The sequence below is a fragment of the Acinetobacter sp. 18QD2AZ41W genome, assembly GCF_009829025.1.
Lineage (GTDB): Bacteria > Pseudomonadota > Gammaproteobacteria > Pseudomonadales > Moraxellaceae > Acinetobacter > Acinetobacter pseudolwoffii.
The window spans coordinates 501226-519348 of record NZ_WURP01000001.1 but is presented as its reverse complement, the minus strand read 5'-3'; the positions used below and the strand labels follow the sequence as shown (position 1 = coordinate 519348).

The window sequence follows — 18123 nt, the reverse complement described above, 5'->3', positions numbered from 1 at the left end:
GACTTGTCTTCAGTCAGAAAAATTTATAATATGCCATACATTCTAGGTGTATAGCTCAGTTGGTTAGAGCGCTACGTTGACATCGTAGAGGTCTCCAGTTCGAGTCTGGATATACCTACCAAAATTATGAATTAGTATAAAGTAATATGACTGTATACTAAAAAAAAGCCTCAAAATTCAATGTTTTGAGGCTTTTTTATTGCGTTTAATAAAGATATATAACGCTATATACCGCTGGTATTTTTGTATCACAGTACGTATCATTAAAATAAATCGAACTCGTGATACAAAATTATATGAAAAGAAGTGAAATAAAAAAGATACCTTTATCGGATACCGCATTGGCTAATCTAGAACCTGAGAGTGTTGATTACAGGATTAGAGATAGTGGCAAGTTATATTTTTTTGTGAAGAAAGATGGAAGTAAGTCTTGGCAATATCGCTCTAAAAATGAATTGGGAAAGGACGGTTATCAGGGGTTAGGTAGCTACCCAAACGTAAGTGGACAATATGCTAGAAAAAAAGCTAGTGAATTAGCACTTAAAGAATCAAATGGTGAGATTGTTAGATTTAGCAAACATTATAAAAAACATATTGATAGTAAAAAAAACTTAACATTTGAAGTCATTATCAATGATTGGCTTGAAACTAAAAAAAATACTTGGGATGAAGAAACGTTTTATAAAGCTAAAAAATCAATCCAAAAACATGTGATAAAGGAATTTGGTTATAGAGAATGTATATCAATTAAAAAGAAAGAATGGTTTGATTTCTTTCAAAGATTAAGAACAGTTAATAAAATTAATAATCAAGTTGATAAACTAATCTCATATTGTACAAATGCCTATGATTTAGCAAATATCAAAGGACTAATTGAGGAGAATCCACTAGTAAGAATGTCTAGGCATATTACTCGGTTTACACAGGGGAATATGAGTCATGTTGAATTACATGAATTGCCTGAGTTAATAAATAAAGTAAGAAATTATCCAAGTAGGAGAATGGTTATCGGAATTGAATTAGCTATTTTACTCTCTCCAAGACCTTCTGAATTACGTTGTGCCACTTGGGAGCAGTTCGATTTTAAAAAGAAATTATGGAATAGACCAGCTGAGGTTATGAAAGGGGGTATAGCACATACAATCCCTTTACCTAAACAAGCAATTACACTTTTGAAAGAGTTAGAGACATATAAAACTGAATCACCATATCTATTTCCTAGTCGTACGACTTATCAAAAGCCTATATCAGATGGGACGTTTAATGCCGTGCTAAACCGATGTGGTTACAAAGGAAAGCAAACTATGCATGGATTTAGGCATATAGCGAGTACGGCGCTAAATAACCAATTCAGCGATAAAGAACAAGTGATTGAGGTATGTTTAGCACATAAGAAAAAAGGTGTTAAAGCTGTATATGACAAAAGTAATCATCTAGAGGAAAGAAAGTTAATCATGCAATGGTGGGCAGATCACATAGAGCATATATCAAAATGAAATTACTATCATATTATAAAGATAAGGACTCGAATGAATTTGGATTAAGGGTCTTAAGTCTTGAATATAGCGTTGAATTTGAAGATCAGATGAATGAGTTTGAACCACAAGTGTTAGTTGCAGAACTAGAATCTGAAAATTTACGAGTTATTAAATTAGCAGAAAAAAATTGGTATGGATTTGGATTGTACCAACCAAAGGATGAAATTATAGGTGATCTGGAAAAGTTAAAAGATATACCAAAGGTTATTTTTCTAAGTACAAATAGTGACTTAAAATCCAAGTGGAAAGAGAATGGATGTTTAGTTTGTACTGATGAAGAATATTATAAAGAATGTAGAAATATGCTATTTAACTCATTACTATGAATTTGATTTTTTGGTAATAAAGTGTTATAATAAGATATATTATATGTTAAGACCACATTTGTATAAAAAATATAATTTATAAATTAAAAATATAATTTATAAATTAAAAATAATATTTAAATTTTTTTCATCTAACTATTTTGATGAATTTATTTTTTTCATAAGTCTAAAAGATCATTTTATTTTCTATTTTTTGAAAAAATTTTTTTTTAAAATTTTTATGTATTTTATTTTACCTTTTTTATTTCTTTTATATAAATGTTTTCTTAGATATTTTTTTATTAAAAATTTAAAAAAGGGGAAATTATGTTAGAGAAAAATTTTGAAATTGATATGCTTGAGGTGAATTTATATGTAGATCATGATGCAGAAAAACTTTCAAATGGAACTTATATTTATTCAAAAAATTATTTAAAAAATTTGAATGAATTAAAAAATATTTCAGATAATGATGTTGTGCTTAAAAATAAGCCAAAATGGTTAAGCTCTGAAGATGGAAAAAATATTAAAATCACATCATTAAGTAGTAGTTGTATTAATGTAAGTGGTAATATTTATAAGTGGTTGAAAAATGAGAATATTCTTGGTGAAACAGACTTAATTAAATTGGTTTATGAGTTTGTACAAGTTTTACAAACTATGAATTTAGTTCATCCTACATCAGCACAAATTCAGAGAATTATTGAAGGTGATTATAGAGTTTATAAAGCTGATGTTAAAAGGGATTTGATATTTGAAAACAAGGATCGTTCATTAAGATATTTAGACCACATTCAACGTATTGGTTATTTTCCCAATAAGGCTAAAGAGAAGTATCCAAATGGCGTATATTTCGGTAAAAAAAGTAAAACAAGATGGTCGATTTGCTACTATCATAAATCTACTGAATTAAAAGCCAAATTACAAAGGTTTAACACAGAACCAAAGCTCTTTGAATTAGCAGAAAGAATGATCAGAGCAGAGGCTAGTGTTTATAATGATCAACTTAAAGAATGGAAGTTATCATATGGATATCAATGGAGAAACAAATCGTATGTAAATAATTTGTTTAAGGAAAAATTTTCAAGACTACGCTTACCTGATCAAGATAAAAGAGACAAAGTTCTTGATATTATAGATAAAAATGACAGAAAATTTTATACATTATTAAAAGAGGGGTGTATAGAAGATTATTATAGTAGATCAACAATACATAATAAAAGAATGAAATTTTATACAGAGTATGGTGTAGATATTGATTTAATTAAGAAGTATAAAAATGTATAAAAAAATCAATAATAAAAACAAATTTGAAAATAAAAATAATTCGACACATGCAGTAATAAAGGAAATGCATTTTATGAAAAATTTAGATATTGGGGGGAATAATAAGAATGAAAAAATTAAGATTAACAAAAAAAGAAGTATGCCATATTTTGTCTATAAAGAGTGATAAACTAGATAAGTTGATTAAAACTGATATTTTATTTCCTAAGCCATATAAAGAGGGAAATCAAAGGCAGTCACCAGTATATTTTGACGCTGTTGCAATAGAAACATGGTGGAATCAAAAAATAAATTTTAATTAGATATGACATTCAAAGCGATACTTTATGTATCGCTTTTTTTTATCTATTTTTTAACACTCTATAGACTGTTGCAATTCCACACCCAACAGCTTTAGCAATTTCTTCTTTTGTTAATCCTTTAATATTTAGTTCTTTTATTCTTTGGTGTTTAGTTAAGTCTGCTTTTTTGCCTGTTGGGATATATCCACTTCTTTCTAAACCTTGTTTGATACGTTCTCTACGTTTGTCATTGTCTAGTCGTGCCATAGTAGCAAGAAGATCAATCAACATGTTATTAATCAAATTTAAAATAGAGCTAGTTATGCTTTGATCTTCATCAAATTTCATATGTGTTGTGGGTAAATCAGCCACAACTAATCTTAAACCTTTTTCTTTAATACGATTTTTCAGAATTTCAAAATCATTTTGTGATAAGCGTGACAAACGATCTACACTTTCAACAAGCAAGGTGTCTCCGTTCTCAGATTCTTCTAATAGTTTGTTTAGGATAGGGCGATTTAGTTTTGTACCTGATTCATTCTCTATGTATTCCACATGTTCATGATCATTGTAATTTTTTGAGAACAATTTTAAGTCATCTAATGCACGCTCGGCATCCTGATCTTTAGTACTAGCTCTTACATAAATTCGAATAGTCATTATCGTATACCTATATACTTTTAAGTCTTATGATAAATCTATCTTTTAGTTATTACCAGAGCTTAAATGAGAGAAAATTCAGGATGATAAGAAATTATTTTGTAGGTATAGTCTAATAAGAGAACATTATAAATTTTACTTATCACTATTAAGGCAGTAAAAAATGGAATTAGAAGATAAATTAAAACTTAATCCAGGGGAAAAGCTTGTACTAGTAGACCATAAGATGAAAGGCTCCTTACAAGAAATGGATATTAATAAATACAATATCTTAAATCAGAAAGAAGCTATAGTCGGCTATGTTGATCACACAGATCATACTGCTCCTAAAGGATTCAAGAGAACGCAGACTGCTAAGCATTATGATGCAGATAAAAAGCTAATAATGAATATTACTTGGTAACCTACTTCAATCTAGAATTTATATCTTTGATAATATTATATTTTCTCATTTTAAGAATGACATACTATCTCAGATATTTTTCCACCTATTGAGTTGGGAACTATATCTTCCATCTTAACAAAGGGATGGGATGCACTTTTGGCGTCTCGGATACCATTTTTAAGGTTGTAATAAACGGTGGCTGATTTAGTTCCCATAGTATTATTTTCACAATGAATTAAGACTAAATTCATCCTATAGTCACCAACTTTTAATTTATCTTTTTCTACATCTTCTACAACCAAATATCTAATCCAAACTTGATGAGTTGCTGAATTCAAATTATCACTAAATTTTCTAATACTATTTTTATCTACAGAAATTTCAGTGCCTTTAATTGTGTCTATATGTTCCCATAAAGATGCAGAAAAAACCTGAGAAGAAATTAAAGCTAGAAAAGTGGATACTAGTGTTTTGTTTAAGATCATTTTCTCCCCCTAATAATAAAATCTATTCATTTTTAAAAAATATAAGTTTGCAAAATTAGACATTCACTTTAGTTTATATCATAAATCCAATAGTTTAAATGATAGATATGCCTCGGTTCGAATGATTTGTATGTGGAGGTAATAAGTGTCATGGCGTACGTAGATAGTCGCAAGGCTAAACCGCCACAGGGGAACTTCACATAAGCGGAGCATTAGGATTAGCTAGATTGGACTAGTAAGGGAAACCCTTACAGAGATAAGATGTGTGGCTCCGTCAGCCTGAAATTGGTATTCGGCAATACTTTAAGAGTAAACATTTTTTGCAAGCTCTTAGGGTAAGTAAGACCTTTGTTTACAAAAAATTGAGTACTTTAGGAAAATGAAATGAAAATAGATAATTCTTTAAAATCTAATTTTGAAAATTACTCTCTTGATGGTTTAGAAAACTATCTTGATAAATTAGATAATGATGAGTTAATGTTGTTATTAGAATATCTAAATAAAAATGTTAATTTAATAAATCAATTTCCTAATAAAAAACTACTTAAATTCAGAAACTTTCTTAAAGTTTATTACTCTAATAGAAATATTGAAACCCAATATTTCTATAATTTAGAATTGATTGAAGATCTTTATAAAACAATATTAGATGAAAAAAAAGAATTGAAATTTGATAATGAATTAGATTTAATTCAAAATTTATTTCAACTTTGTAAAGAAAAATATAATGTTATTAGCCAAGTGATGGGAATGGATATGGATGAAGATTCAATTTTAAATGATGAATTATTGAGATTAGAATCTTTTGATAATGAAATAGAGACATTATGTAAGTTAATAAATTATAACCTTCAAAGTATAAGTCATTTAAAACCTGATTTAGTTAATGAAGAAAATGAAATAATATTACCTTGTGATGTTCTAGAAGAAAAACAATATGAAAAACTATTTTTAGGTCAATCTTTATTAAATACAGGCGCATGGGATATAGTACAAGATATAGATTATAATTTTAAATTTTTTAATAGTTCTTTAACTGAAAGTATTTTGAATGAAAAAAATGAGATTTTATTACAAGCAAGCCCACTTCAAATGTATGCTGCAATTTCTAGGCAACGTATGATGATGATACATGCTGATACTCTAATAAATCAGTATAAAAAAATTGGTAAAATTATAAAAAATATGGATTTAACTACAAAAGAGTTTATTTTTTTACAAAGTCTTTTTTATAGATTATATTTTATAAATATCGAGACAGATACATCATCATATAGTGGATTAACGCTGAAAGAATGGTTTTTAAGCTTTTTATCATTGAGAGAACTTTCTGAGATTAATAAGTTTCAGAGTGTAAGTATTGATGAAATAAAAGAATCTTTAAAAAAAAATGGGATTCATGATAGTAAGCATTTAAATATTATTAACAAGCTAACCTATAAGAGAGAGAAAAGAGCAGATTTATATGACACCCCAATAATTAAAATTAGTAACGGTTCATATTTAATTTTTCCTTTAAGTATTAAAGCTGCAAATTTAGAAAAAATTGTATCTTCTATATTCTCTAAACTTGAACTATCACTAGTTGATAAAGGAAAATTATTTGAAAAAGAAGTACTTGAATCGTTAAAAGAAATTGAAAAAAATGGGAAATTTTTTAAAGCTAGTGAAATAAAATTCAAAGTTAAAGGTGAAGAAAAGCCACAATATCAATATGATGCTATTATAGAATGGGATGATTATGTTTTTATAATAGAGTGTAAGAATAGAAGTATAGCGACTACAGAGGCTATTTCATTAAATCAATTTGATAAAAAAATAGAGGATTATATTAATCAAGTTAATAGGTTCGAAACTGGTTTAATTAAATATAAGCATAAGCATAATATTTGTTTAAAAGATAAAAAAATTATTAAAATAGTTTTAAATTCTTTGCCTTTTGCTTTAGATTTTGTAATGGATAATACTTATTTTATTGATTATTCATCTTTTTTAAGATTTTTTTCATCAAAGCAAATTTGCCTAGAAAAAATATTAGACTCAAGTCCTCAAACACCAGTTTTTAATTTATGGACAGGAAATACGCCAACAGCTGAAGATTTTATAAATTATTTAAATCAGCCACCTCAAGTAGTTTATTTAAAAAATAAATTAAAGTTTTATGAAACATTTCATAACCTAGGAGAACACAATATTAAGGTTCAGAGATATTCATGGGAAAATATTTAATAATATTTTAAACCGTATTTTTTGTGTTTAGATGAAATTATAAAGTATATGAGTGGATTTTATATTTGGAATTTCCTCTAAATCCACTCCTATTATTTATAATCTTCATGAAATTACATAAAAATTCTCTAAAATTAAATTTAAGTCATCTCTGCTAAGTGAATCTGTACTAATTGCAAAGTTTCCTTTATTTGAGATTTCTAAAGTATTTAATGTGCCATTAATATAAAATCTAATTTTTATCTTAGTGATTTTCCTGTTTTGGTCATTAGAGTATTGATCAAAGTCTTTCACAGCGTTATTAGCAGATTGTATCTCCATAGATGCGACTGATTTATTTAAGATGGAAATATTAGATATTTTTGCTTTGATAACTTTAAAATCAACAAAACCCATTGAGTTGTAAGAAATGTCTTCTAAGTTGAGTGAATCATCAAAGAAATAGAAACCAACTCCAGCAATATCAGAAATTACATTTAAAAACTTTTTTAATGATTTCGGAGCATCGTAAACAATCAGATATATATTATTGGATCTAGTAATTACTTCAAAGTCAAAATCTTGAAAGTACTCATAATTTATATGCTGTTCTTCACCATTACCATTAAAGTTTCTAGCATTTACGATAATTCGTTGAAAGAAGATCCCACTGTATTCATCAATATCATAATCTTTGTTTCTTATACCATATTCAGCATTAGACACACTTTGAGATTTCACTAACTTTGTAATGAAAGAATCTAATGGTATAGGCAAATGGATGCGATATATATTCAGTCTCAACATAGTCTTATCTCTAGTTATTAGGAACATCTCTAGCTGAAATTTCTTTTGGTAAAGCAAGAGTTCCTTGGACTGCTATATTTTCCTTTGAATTAACTAATTGAATTGTTTCTGTAGTATCTGATATTGGGCTATATAAGGTATTTAGAATTTTTTTTGCAGCCTGATACATTTTAGTGTTTATATCAATTTCTTCAGTACTTGGTAAGCTTGTCGGTTTAGAAGCATAGCCAATGCCTGTATGTTTCTTAAAGCCTTTAACTACATACTCAAATCCACAGCAATTTTCAGCGTCAACGAATCTTGCTTCAAATTGATATAAATCTTTGTCTAATCCTCCTTGTTTAACACATTCCCAAGATATACGGTAAAGGTGAAAATCTTGAGCTAAGAGTTCATCTAACTCTCTAGATTGCATCAAACCCTCGCCGTGGAATTTAGCACTTTTAATTTTATATCCAGGTTTTTCACCATCTTCGTCCTCATCCTCTTCGTTAGGCTTTATAACATCGACCTTGATCACATCAGAGAGTTCAAAACCATTAATTTCTTTAGTTAGCCTATCAAAAAATGTTCTTTTGCTTTTTTGATTGGTTATACCTAATAAATTTATTTCATCATCTTTGTCTAAATCATTATTTTTCACTAAAAGCTCTGCTATTTCTGCTGACCATAGTTTAGCTTCTTCGTTTGTAGCAGTATCTAAATATAAAGTTTTATCGTCTATTTTTCTAATGTGAAATGCAGTTCGTTTATTGATTCTTCGAGTAAATTCAGAATTTCCCCAATTAAATGTTGAATATGAGAAATTTACTAAGATATCGTCGCCTGATTGAGTTATTTTTACAGAATCAATGGTAAGCTTACCATCACTTTCAGTAGCTGATTCTTTTGATTCTTTGAATGTATTAAGAGTATCAACAACATCAGCAATGTTTATCTTAGAATCTGATTGAAATGCTTCAGTTCTAATCATTTCACGTCTATTAGTAGCTGAAGAGACACAATCTTGTATAGCTAAAAGATCAAAATAACTTAGAAAAAAAGAGGAGAAGTAGCGAGCTGATTTTTCTTTTTCATCCTTAGGTGATACAAGAATTCCTCTTTTTAGAAAAAGCTTGGCAAGTTCAATTTTACTAACTTTATGATTGGTTAGAGCTGCGTATACTTCATTGTCATTTGGATTGAATACAGAATCACGCTTCATTTTCAGCTCTCTCCCAGCCAATTTGCTCTGTTGAAAATTCTTGTTTAAATAATTCACAATGTTCAGCAGTTATTAAGTCAAAAACACTAGACTTTTTGCCCCATACATCTGTTTGAAACCTTTCTTTAGCATTATTAAAGTTTGATAGAGCTAAGTTAGATGTATTTCGGTTAGCAAACTTTATTTGAATGGGTACACTATCTTCAATTAGTTGAAACTTATCTAAAAAATCTAGTAAATAGATGAATTCTTCATATGTTTCACCTTTTTCTCGATAATAAATAAAGTAGCCTTTACCATGTACTCGTACTACTTCATAACTATCATTAATCTTATTTATTTCATCATATCCTATGATGATGAAGGGACCAGATAGCATTTCAATTGTCGCTGGATTAGTAAATTTGTTGTTATTATTTCTAAATTCAACTAATTGGGGGTAATGAAAGAAATATTTATTACCTAACTTATGACTACTAATGTCTTGTTTAGCATTGATCACTACTGTTTGCCAATAATGAATAAGCTCAGGATCTGCTATATGTATTTTTTGGCTTTTTGCTAACTTCAAACTTGATGGATTAATTTTGCCTTTTTTATCATCACCTTCGGTGAAATCTTCATAAACATTGAAAAAGCTATAAAAGTTTTTTTCAAAACTATTATCGTGATTGTAAGTGAACAAAAGCCCTCGGACTTCAAATGGCTCTTTTACCATAAAGCGTGTAGACCATTCAGTACTAGATCGAGCACATTGAATTGACCTTGCCATAGAGTTTACAGCATTTCTTACGCTACTTAACGAGATTGAGCTATCGCTATAACTTTTAAAATCAACATTAAAATAAATGTTTTTATGGAAGTAGGGGTCTTCATAAAAAAAAACTGCATCAGTTGGATGCGTATGTTTTTTAAACTCATCACTATCTTTTTTCAATGAGCTATGTTCTTCTAAAAAGATACAATCGAAGTTTGTATCAGCGGGACCTATTTTTCTAAAATTCCATTTAAAAAATTCAAAAATTTGTGACGCGGCTTTAGGAGCAATTACGCTTGTATTAACTGTTTCAGACATTGAAAATCTTTTATTTAGAAGTTAAGTTATTTATTAGGTATATCATACAAAAAATGATTCACAAAAAAATACATATAAATTTTTTATCGAAAATTTAATCGAAGGAATTTATTTCTAATATAGGACTAATAGTAAGTGAAATTGAAAGATGCCATTGATTATATTCTTGATAAAAATAATATTTTAAGTGATCTCAATGCATACATGATAGGTGTGGCATATGAAGACAACGATTCTTTCTTATTCGCTAATCTCACCATAGATGATGAAGAAATAGAAAATAATATGCTGTACTACCACGCCCATGTTACAAGTGGAAAAATTGGAAGTTCAGAGGGGGAGGAGGATTTTTATAGTGCAGAGAGCATTGAGGACTTGCTTGATCAATTGCCCCTGATTGCTTCTGATTTACGCTATCATGTTTATAAGCTAGATGAGGATGTGTTAGGGCTAAGTAGTGAATATGCCTTAAAAGCACTATTTCCTAGATTACCTAACCCTGATGTATGTGATCTTCAAGAGTTCAAGAAAGAAGCGATTAAGCTAATTACTATGTTGAATAAGTAACTATAACTGATTTAGGACGTTTTATTTTGTATCACAGTATGTATCATAGAATAAATATTTTGATATAAATTTAATAAAAACAATGTGTTGAGTAAAAGTTTGGTAGTGGATATACCTACCAAAATTCAAAAAAGTCCATTCAAAGAATGGGCTTTTTTTATGACTTAATTTTAATGTAATAAATTTGATTGTTTCATAAAGTCCAGCCCGCACTCAGAAAATACAAAAATAGCAGGACTAAGCTCTTAAAGCATATAAGGATTATGGCTGGTATTTTTTAGGTCATTTTAAAATCAAGATAAAATATATTTTATAAAAAATCTTTATTTAAACCTGACATATTTTAACTGAACTATTTAAAGTATCTATTGTTCTGTATTCCGATCTAAACAAATTTAAAGCATACTCCAAGGATGTTCATCTGGCTTCATTTTAACTCAGGATGCATAAGTGAAATATTCATTTATACAACAGGCTTTCACTGGCCCCGTGGATATCGTTGGGGATATTCATGGCGAGATTGCAGCACTGGAACAACTGATTCATGTATTGGGTTATGATCGGCACGGTCGTCATCCTGAACAGCGTAAACTGATTTTTGTTGGTGATCTGTGTGATCGGGGGCAGGATAGTGTCGCGGTGATCAAGCGGGTCAAACAGCTAGTAGATGAAGGTTATGCACAATGTGTCATTGGCAATCATGAATTGAACCTGTTGACCGATACTTTTCGGGAAGGCAATGGCTGGTTTTTTGGTTCACCGCATCCGGATGACCTGAAACCTTTTGATTCCATACAGGCTTCAGCCACAGACCGTAAGTGGATTCTGGATTTTTTAAATCGCTTGCCGGTGGCGCTCGAGTCTGAGCAGCTGCGTGTGGTACATGCCTGCTGGCATCAGCAATCCATTGATCGATTACGTGATTCTCATTTCAATTCGCTCAGAGAAGCCTATGCTAAATTCGTTGAGCATACAGCGCTGGATTTGCAAGCCTTAGGTATTAATGAATTAATACAGAATGAACAGCAACAATACCAACACCAGTTCAAAGACCCAGCTGCAACTTTACCTTTATTGCAACACCTCGCAGAAAAAGAGCTGCGTGAGCAGATGCACAATCCAATTCGGGTCATCACTTCAGGTGCAGAACAGATCGCGGTGCAACCCATTTACGCCGGTGGCCGATGGCGCATGATCGATCGTTTGCCATGGTGGGACAGCTATACCGATCAAATTCCAGTGATTACCGGGCATTATTGGCGAAACTTTAACACTACTGAAGAAAAGGCCGGCCTATTTAAATCGATCGATGCGCTGCAATGGTATGGACAACAGCAAAACGTATTTTGTGTAGACTATTCAGTGGGCAAACGCTATCTCGATCGTCAGCAGGGCGTCGCGTTCAGACATCGACTTGGCGCTTTAAGATTTCCAGACAGTATTCTGATCTTTGAAGATGGCACCCATTACCTGGTTCAAGGGACTTAATCAGATAGAGTCTTCAGAAATTTTTCCCGGCAATTTGTTGGGATAAAAAAGCAGCCATTCAGGCTGCTATTTTTAGAAGATTGCAAGTTTATTCTGCTTCGATAATTTCATAATCATGGGTAATTTCAACGCCGCCATCCGAAAGCATTTTGCTGGCAGAGCAATACTTTTCTGCAGAAAGTTCTACGGCTTTTGCCACCTGTTTTTCTTTAATGGCTTTGCCTGTCACGACAAAATGTAAGTGAATTTTCGTGAAAACTGCCGGAATTGTATCCGCACGTTCAGCCTTTAACTCACAACGTACATCGCTAATATCCTGACGGGCTTTCTTTAAAATGGTCACAATATCAAAAGATGCACAGCCACCCAGACCGGTTAAAAGCAGTTCCATTGGACGGGGACCACGGTTTTCACCGCCATATTCCGCTGAACCATCCATAATGATGGTGTGACCACTTTGAGTTTTTGCTTCAAAAGCAACATTCTCTAACCAATGAACGCTTGTTTGCATTGCAACTACCTAAAAAAAGCTATAAATTTGTCAAGTAACTGTACACTAACATAAATTGGGTTGATACGGAATTTCAATCCCACTGTGTGACAAGTTCACATTAGGTCTTGTGCGATCTATACATTATCCATATTCGGAACCGTAAGCATGACTTCAAACTTTTCACAATTGAGCACAGATGCGCTTTCTCCGGGGCAATTACCAGAATCCGTGAAAGCACTGTTAAAACGTGCATATATTAATCGTTATCCAAAACGTACTACGATCATTGATGCAGGATCAGAATCTAAATCTTTGTATTTGATTTTGAAGGGGTCTGTATCCATCATTCTTCGTGAAGATGATGATCGTGAGATTGTCGTGGCATATTTAAATCCAGGTGACTTTTTTGGGGAAATGGGTTTATTTGAGGTAAATCCACAACGTACTGCAGAAGTTCGTACACGTGATGTGTGTGAAATTGCTGAAATCACCTATGAAAATTTTCATGAAATCAGCAAGCAATATCCTGATCTGAGCTATGCGGTATTTGCTCAGCTGGTACGCCGTCTGAAAAATACCACACGTAAAGTGACTGATCTGGCATTCATTGATGTTTCAGGCCGTATTGCACGTTGCCTGATCGACTTGTCTTCTCAGCCTGAGGCGATGATTTTACCAAATGGCCGTCAGATTCGTATTACCCGTCAGGAAATTGGCCGTATTGTCGGTTGTTCCCGCGAAATGGTCGGCCGTGTACTGAAGACACTTGAAGAACAGGGGATGATTGAAACCGATGGTAAAGCCATTCTGATTTTCGATGTTTCTCTGGAGGAGCCAGAAACGGTCAGTGCCGGTGAGCTCGAAGACGAATAAGTCAAAAATAAAAAAAGCAAATCTTCTGATTTGCTTTTTTTATCCCTACTTTAAAAGCACAAATTCATTTGAACATAACAATTTGGCACAAGCTTTTTAGAAAAGATAATTTAAGTCCCCTTATCATTCCGATAGGCTATAGCGCATGTGATCGCAATAAACGACCGATAAATTTTAAGGATATTTTTTTATGCAGTTCAGACCATTGGCAGATACAGGCATTCTTTTGCCGGAAATTTGTTTGGGCACCATGACATTTGGTGAGCAAAACACACAGGAAGAGGCTTTTCAGCAACTGGATTATGCTTTGGATCAGGGACTGTATTTCTGGGATACTGCTGAAATGTACCCGGTACCGCCAAAACCTGAAACGCAAGGTGCAACCGAGCGTATGATTGGTAACTGGATTGCCTCTCGCGGTGGCCGTGACCAACTTTTTCTGGCCTCAAAAATTGCCGGTCCTTCACAAGGCGGCAGTCATATCCGGGATGGCAGAACCCGTTTCGTTGCAGATGAAATTGCATCAGCGATTGACCAGTCCTTGGCACGTCTGCAAACCGATTATATCGATTTATATCAGCTGCACTGGCCGCAACGTCCAACCAATTTCTTTGGCAAGCTGGGCTATGGTAATGTAGAAGCGGCAGAAGATCGTGCAGTAACAGGTCTGGAAGAAACCTTAACCGCTTTACATCAAGAGATTCAAAAAGGCCGCATTCGTTATATCGGCCTGTCCAATGAAACCCCATGGGGCACCATGAAATTTTTACATCTGGCTGAAAAACTTGGTTTATCTAAGTTTGTCAGTGTGCAAAATCCCTATAGCTTATTGAATCGTACTTATGAAATGGGCATGTCAGAAATTGCCAAATACGAAGGTGTAGGCCTGTTGGCTTATTCACCTTTGGCATTCGGTTATCTGACCGGTAAATTCCGTCATGGTGCGCGTCCTGCCAATGCTCGGGTTACTTTATATTCGCGCTTTAGCCGCTATAGCAATCCGGAAAGTGAATGGGCGACCGAACAATATGCACAACTGGCCGAGCAGCATGGTCTGACTTTGACGCAATTGGCTTTGGCCTTTATCAAACAGCAGTTCTTTGTAACCAGTACTATTATTGGGGCCACCAATCTGGATCAGTTAAAAGAAAATATTCAGGCCTTTGAAATCGATTTATCTGAAGACGTACTGAAAGGTATTGAAGCGATTCACTGTCAGCAGCCAAATCCGGCTCCATAATTTTTATCGTTATTTAGACGCACCCTTGATTGAGGGTGTTTTTTTATTGTTGATTACACGCTTATTTTAATGAAAAAGAGTATGGGAAAGGATCGTCAAATCCGCATAATTAAAACATCATCCATAAAAGATGCTCTTATAAAAATGAATCATGAAACTACTTTGTCCCAAACAAAAGTATGAGCGAAAGCCATACGGAAGTTGCTGAACTAATTTTTCTTTATCAGTGATAAGGCCATTAATCACCTCGAGTATTGATTCAAACTGAACAGAAACTCTCTGAAGTTCTTCATTTGGTAGAAGGGTTAGGACAGCATATGTAAGCCAATTTTGTTTTAAATTATCCTGATACAACTAAATAGCTTAATCAAGATGATGAGTTAGCGCTAGTCTTGGGGTCTCATTAAAAATTCTCTTTCGCTTACTTGAAATATGATTTGACTACACCAATATTATAATTGAAATCTGTATATTTTTTGATAATAAGTTTTTGAAAAATATACAAAAATAATTTGAAATCTGATTAATCGCACCCATATATCCATCAAGTAGAAAATTTGTTGTGAGGAATAACAAAAATGCGTTTTGAGAAATTTACCAATCGCCTGCAGCAAACCCTTTCCGATGCACAATCATTGGCCATGACTAAAGACCATAGCTCGATTGATGGGATTCATATTCTGGCCACCTTGATGGATGAAGCATCCAATGTCAGCTTGCTGCAGCAGGCCGGCGCCAATCTGCGTGAATTGCAAACCAAGCTGCAAACGGCCCTAAGTAATGCAGCAACCCTGAGCAATCCCTCCGCGGATATCAATCTCAGCCCTGAAGCGGCAAAAGTATTACATTTGGCAGACAGCTTCGCGCAAAAAGCCGGAGATGAGTTTCTATCTACAGATTGGGTACTGTTGGCGCTGGCAGAAACAGGTAACACAAAAACCTTATTAAACAGTGTTGGCCTAAAGGCAGAAACCTTAGGCCAGATCATTAATCAATTTCGAGGCGATGAAAAAGTCATGAGCAATAATCATGAAGATCAGCGTGATTCACTGAATAAGTACACCATTGATTTAACTGAACGTGCTTTGGCAGGCAAGCTTGATCCTGTGATTGGCCGTGATGATGAAATCCGCCGTACCATTCAGGTTCTGTCACGCCGCACCAAAAATAACCCGGTACTGATTGGTGAGCCGGGTGTGGGTAAAACGGCAATCGTCGAAGGTCTGGCACAGCGGATTATTAATGGTGAAGTACCTGAAGGACTGAAAGGTAAACGTGTTTTATCGCTGGACCTGGGATCTTTACTGGCCGGTGCCAAATACCGTGGTGAGTTTGAAGAACGCTTAAAAGCCGTTCTGAAAGATATTGCCAAACACGAAGGCGAAATCATCTTATTCATCGATGAGCTGCATACCTTGGTGGGTGCCGGTAAGGGTGATGGTGCGATGGACGCCGGTAACATGCTGAAACCGGCGCTGGCACGTGGCGAGCTGCGCTGTGTCGGTGCGACTACGCTGGATGAATATCGTCAGTATATTGAAAAAGATGCAGCGCTCGAGCGTCGTTTCCAGAAAGTCTTGGTGGATGAACCGAGTGTGGAAGACACCATTGCGATTCTGCGTGGTCTGAAAGACCGCTATGCAACGCATCACGGGGTACAGATTCTGGACTCTGCGATTATTGCTGCAGCGAAAATGTCACATCGTTATATCACCGATCGCCAGTTGCCGGATAAAGCCATCGACCTGATTGATGAAGCAGCATCACGCATTAAAATGGAACTCGATTCCAAACCAGAAGCTTTGGATAAACTGGAGCGCCGTCTGATTCAGTTAAAAATGCAGCTGGAAGCGGTGAAAAAAGATGAAGACTCAGGTGCCAAAGCTGAGATTCAATATCTGTCTGACCAGATCGCCACGGTTGAAAAAGAGTATCAGGACCTAGAAGAAATCTGGCGTGCCGACAAAGCCTTGGTTGCTGGTAATAAAGACATTCAAGTCAAACTGGATCAGGCCCGTATTGCACTGGACAAGGCGCAACGTGAAGGTGATCTGGCTGAAGCAGCACGGTATCAATATGGCGTCATTCCAGAGTTACAAAAACAGCTGGAACGTATTGAAGCAGCTGAAGAAAGTGAAGCACCGAAACTGCTGCGTGACAAAGTCACCGACAATGAAATTGCCGAGGTGGTCAGTGCGGCCACCGGTATTCCTGTGGCGAAAATGTTGCAAGGTGAACGTGACAAACTGCTGCATATGGAAGAGTTCCTGCATAACCGTGTGGTGGGGCAAGAAGAAGCCGTGGTGGCAGTATCGAATGCGGTACGCCGTTCACGTGCAGGTCTGTCAGACCCGAACCGTCCAAGTGGCTCGTTCCTGTTCCTGGGTCCAACGGGTGTGGGTAAAACAGAATTGACCAAAGCATTAGCCAACTTCTTGTTTGATAGTGACGATGCCATGATTCGTATTGATATGTCTGAATTCATGGAAAAACATTCGGTGAGCCGTTTGGTCGGTGCGCCTCCGGGCTATGTGGGTTATGAAGAAGGCGGGGTGCTGACGGAAGCGGTACGTCGTAAACCCTATAGCGTGATCTTGTTCGATGAAGTCGAAAAAGCGCATCCGGATGTGTTTAACATCTTGCTACAGGTGCTGGATGATGGTCGTTTAACTGACTCGCAAGGCCGGGTAGTGGACTTTAAAAACAGCGTGATCGTTATGACGTCGAACCTGGGTTCGCAGGATGTGCGTGAACTGGGCGTTAATGCAACACGTGATGAAGTTCGTACAGTAGTGATGAATGCGGTCTCGGAACATTTCCGTCCGGAGTTTATTAACCGTATTGATGAACTGGTGGTCTTCCATGCGCTGGAAAAAGACCAGATTCGCGGTATTGCCGATATCCAGTTGAATCGCTTGCGTCAGCGCCTGGCAGAGCGTGATATGCGTCTGTCGGTAGATGACAGTGCTTTCGATCAGTTAATTGATGCCGGTTTCGATCCGCTGTATGGTGCGCGTCCGTTAAAACGTGCGATCCAGCAACGTATTGAAAATGGCCTGGCTCAAAAAATCCTTGCAGGGGAATTCCAGCCGGGTGATACGATTCTGGTCCAGGCCGAAGCGGGTGATTTAATCTTCGAGAAAATGAAAGTTAGCTAATATTGCCTGTCCTTTTAATTTTCAGAAAACCTAGCTTCGGCTAGGTTTTTTGATGGCTGACAATTCAGG

17 protein-coding genes and 1 tRNA gene are annotated in these 18123 nt (G+C 34.6%); 12 read left to right on the top strand and 6 right to left on the bottom strand.

The window, feature by feature from the left end; genetic code table 11:
- The first annotated feature begins 44 nt into the window (after positions 1-44).
- The 5 genes from GVV58_RS02430 to GVV58_RS02410 all read left to right on the top strand — a co-directional run bounded on the left by GVV58_RS02430 (position 45) and on the right by GVV58_RS02410 (position 3432).
- Positions 45-121 (top strand) — tRNA-Val (locus tag GVV58_RS02430).
- 175 nt (positions 122-296) lie between these two features.
- Entirely contained in the window at positions 297-1496 is a 1200-nt protein-coding gene (locus tag GVV58_RS02425) for a tyrosine-type recombinase/integrase (RefSeq protein WP_159515925.1), read from the top strand.
- Positions 1493-1864, top strand: a complete 372-nt coding sequence (locus tag GVV58_RS02420) for a hypothetical protein (protein WP_159515924.1) — start codon at positions 1493-1495, stop codon at positions 1862-1864. The genes GVV58_RS02425 and GVV58_RS02420 overlap by 4 nt, the downstream gene beginning before the upstream one ends.
- A gap of 306 nt (positions 1865-2170) precedes the next feature.
- Positions 2171-3130, top strand: coding sequence for a phage/plasmid replication protein, II/X family (locus tag GVV58_RS02415; protein ID WP_159515923.1), 960 nt, complete (start codon positions 2171-2173; stop codon positions 3128-3130).
- A 107-nt stretch (positions 3131-3237) separates the two neighbouring features.
- Positions 3238-3432: a transcriptional regulator, AlpA family gene (locus GVV58_RS02410; protein ID WP_009386867.1), complete on the top strand. Its 195-nt coding sequence runs from the start codon at positions 3238-3240 to the stop codon at positions 3430-3432.
- 39 nt (positions 3433-3471) lie between these two features.
- Here GVV58_RS02410 and GVV58_RS02405 read toward each other — a convergent pair whose 3' ends face one another.
- Entirely contained in the window at positions 3472-4071 is a 600-nt protein-coding gene (locus GVV58_RS02405; RefSeq protein ID WP_159515922.1) for a recombinase family protein, read from the bottom strand.
- Between the two features lie 163 nt (positions 4072-4234).
- On the opposite strand from GVV58_RS02405, the gene GVV58_RS02400 reads away from it, so the two are divergent.
- Complete coding sequence (locus GVV58_RS02400; RefSeq protein WP_159515921.1) at positions 4235-4474, top strand: hypothetical protein; 240 nt, start codon at positions 4235-4237, stop codon at positions 4472-4474.
- Between the two features lie 50 nt (positions 4475-4524).
- Here the strand turns inward: GVV58_RS02400 and GVV58_RS02395 are convergent, their stop codons facing one another.
- Entirely contained in the window at positions 4525-4941 is a 417-nt protein-coding gene (locus GVV58_RS02395; RefSeq protein WP_159515920.1) for a surface-adhesin E family protein, read from the bottom strand.
- 384 nt (positions 4942-5325) lie between these two features.
- On the opposite strand from GVV58_RS02395, the gene GVV58_RS02390 reads away from it, so the two are divergent.
- Positions 5326-7170, top strand: coding sequence for an NERD domain-containing protein (locus GVV58_RS02390; protein ID WP_159515919.1), 1845 nt, complete (start codon positions 5326-5328; stop codon positions 7168-7170).
- 105 nt (positions 7171-7275) lie between these two features.
- Here GVV58_RS02390 and GVV58_RS02385 read toward each other — a convergent pair whose 3' ends face one another.
- From GVV58_RS02385 to GVV58_RS02375, 3 genes are all read right to left on the bottom strand, one after another.
- Positions 7276-7875, bottom strand: a complete 600-nt coding sequence (locus GVV58_RS02385; RefSeq protein WP_159515918.1) for a hypothetical protein — start codon at positions 7873-7875, stop codon at positions 7276-7278.
- A gap of 91 nt (positions 7876-7966) precedes the next feature.
- On the bottom strand, positions 7967-9160 hold the full coding sequence (locus GVV58_RS02380; RefSeq protein WP_159515917.1) for a hypothetical protein: 1194 nt from the start codon (positions 9158-9160) through the stop codon (positions 7967-7969).
- Positions 9150-10235 carry a hypothetical protein gene (locus GVV58_RS02375; RefSeq protein WP_159515916.1) on the bottom strand — a complete coding sequence of 362 codons (1086 nt, stop codon included), beginning with the start codon at positions 10233-10235 and terminating at the stop codon, positions 9150-9152. Before GVV58_RS02375 ends, GVV58_RS02380 begins: the two co-directional genes overlap by 11 nt.
- A gap of 135 nt (positions 10236-10370) precedes the next feature.
- Here GVV58_RS02375 and GVV58_RS02370 point away from each other — a divergent pair, with 135 nt between their 5' ends.
- Positions 10371-10802 carry a hypothetical protein gene (locus tag GVV58_RS02370; protein WP_159515915.1) on the top strand — a complete coding sequence of 144 codons (432 nt, stop codon included), beginning with the start codon at positions 10371-10373 and terminating at the stop codon, positions 10800-10802.
- A 450-nt stretch (positions 10803-11252) separates the two neighbouring features.
- Positions 11253-12290, top strand: coding sequence for a metallophosphoesterase (locus GVV58_RS02365; protein ID WP_159515914.1), 1038 nt, complete (start codon positions 11253-11255; stop codon positions 12288-12290).
- A gap of 88 nt (positions 12291-12378) precedes the next feature.
- Here the strand turns inward: GVV58_RS02365 and GVV58_RS02360 are convergent, their stop codons facing one another.
- Positions 12379-12801 (bottom strand): OsmC family protein, encoded by a 423-nt coding sequence (locus tag GVV58_RS02360; protein ID WP_005171632.1) that lies wholly within the window; start codon positions 12799-12801, stop codon positions 12379-12381.
- 147 nt (positions 12802-12948) lie between these two features.
- On the opposite strand from GVV58_RS02360, the gene crp reads away from it, so the two are divergent.
- The 3 genes from crp to clpB all read left to right on the top strand — a co-directional run bounded on the left by crp (position 12949) and on the right by clpB (position 18054).
- Complete coding sequence (crp, locus tag GVV58_RS02355; RefSeq protein WP_005171629.1) at positions 12949-13656, top strand: cAMP-activated global transcriptional regulator CRP; 708 nt, start codon at positions 12949-12951, stop codon at positions 13654-13656.
- A gap of 190 nt (positions 13657-13846) precedes the next feature.
- Positions 13847-14896: an NADP(H)-dependent aldo-keto reductase gene (locus GVV58_RS02350; RefSeq protein ID WP_159515913.1), complete on the top strand. Its 1050-nt coding sequence runs from the start codon at positions 13847-13849 to the stop codon at positions 14894-14896.
- Between the two features lie 578 nt (positions 14897-15474).
- Positions 15475-18054 (top strand): ATP-dependent chaperone ClpB, encoded by a 2580-nt coding sequence (gene clpB, locus GVV58_RS02345; protein WP_005096526.1) that lies wholly within the window; start codon positions 15475-15477, stop codon positions 18052-18054.
- Positions 18055-18123: the final 69 nt, after the last annotated feature.

What these genes read in the sequence shown, in the direction of transcription:
- GVV58_RS02425 (WP_159515925.1), top strand. Translation starts at nt 297, where the DNA reads ATGAAAAGAAGTGAAATAAAAAAGATACCTTTATCGGATACCGCATTG.
- GVV58_RS02420 (WP_159515924.1), top strand. Translation starts at nt 1,493, where the DNA reads ATGAAATTACTATCATATTATAAAGATAAGGACTCGAATGAATTTGGA.
- GVV58_RS02415 (WP_159515923.1), top strand. Translation starts at nt 2,171, where the DNA reads ATGTTAGAGAAAAATTTTGAAATTGATATGCTTGAGGTGAATTTATAT.
- GVV58_RS02410 (WP_009386867.1), top strand. Translation starts at nt 3,238, where the DNA reads ATGAAAAAATTAAGATTAACAAAAAAAGAAGTATGCCATATTTTGTCT.
- GVV58_RS02405 (WP_159515922.1), bottom strand. Translation starts at nt 4,071, where the DNA reads ATGACTATTCGAATTTATGTAAGAGCTAGTACTAAAGATCAGGATGCC.
- GVV58_RS02400 (WP_159515921.1), top strand. Translation starts at nt 4,235, where the DNA reads ATGGAATTAGAAGATAAATTAAAACTTAATCCAGGGGAAAAGCTTGTA.
- GVV58_RS02395 (WP_159515920.1), bottom strand. Translation starts at nt 4,941, where the DNA reads ATGATCTTAAACAAAACACTAGTATCCACTTTTCTAGCTTTAATTTCT.
- GVV58_RS02390 (WP_159515919.1), top strand. Translation starts at nt 5,326, where the DNA reads ATGAAAATAGATAATTCTTTAAAATCTAATTTTGAAAATTACTCTCTT.
- GVV58_RS02380 (WP_159515917.1), bottom strand. Translation starts at nt 9,160, where the DNA reads ATGAAGCGTGATTCTGTATTCAATCCAAATGACAATGAAGTATACGCA.
- GVV58_RS02375 (WP_159515916.1), bottom strand. Translation starts at nt 10,235, where the DNA reads ATGTCTGAAACAGTTAATACAAGCGTAATTGCTCCTAAAGCCGCGTCA.
- GVV58_RS02360 (WP_005171632.1), bottom strand. Translation starts at nt 12,801, where the DNA reads ATGCAAACAAGCGTTCATTGGTTAGAGAATGTTGCTTTTGAAGCAAAA.
- crp (WP_005171629.1), top strand. Translation starts at nt 12,949, where the DNA reads ATGACTTCAAACTTTTCACAATTGAGCACAGATGCGCTTTCTCCGGGG.
- GVV58_RS02350 (WP_159515913.1), top strand. Translation starts at nt 13,847, where the DNA reads ATGCAGTTCAGACCATTGGCAGATACAGGCATTCTTTTGCCGGAAATT.
- clpB (WP_005096526.1), top strand. Translation starts at nt 15,475, where the DNA reads ATGCGTTTTGAGAAATTTACCAATCGCCTGCAGCAAACCCTTTCCGAT.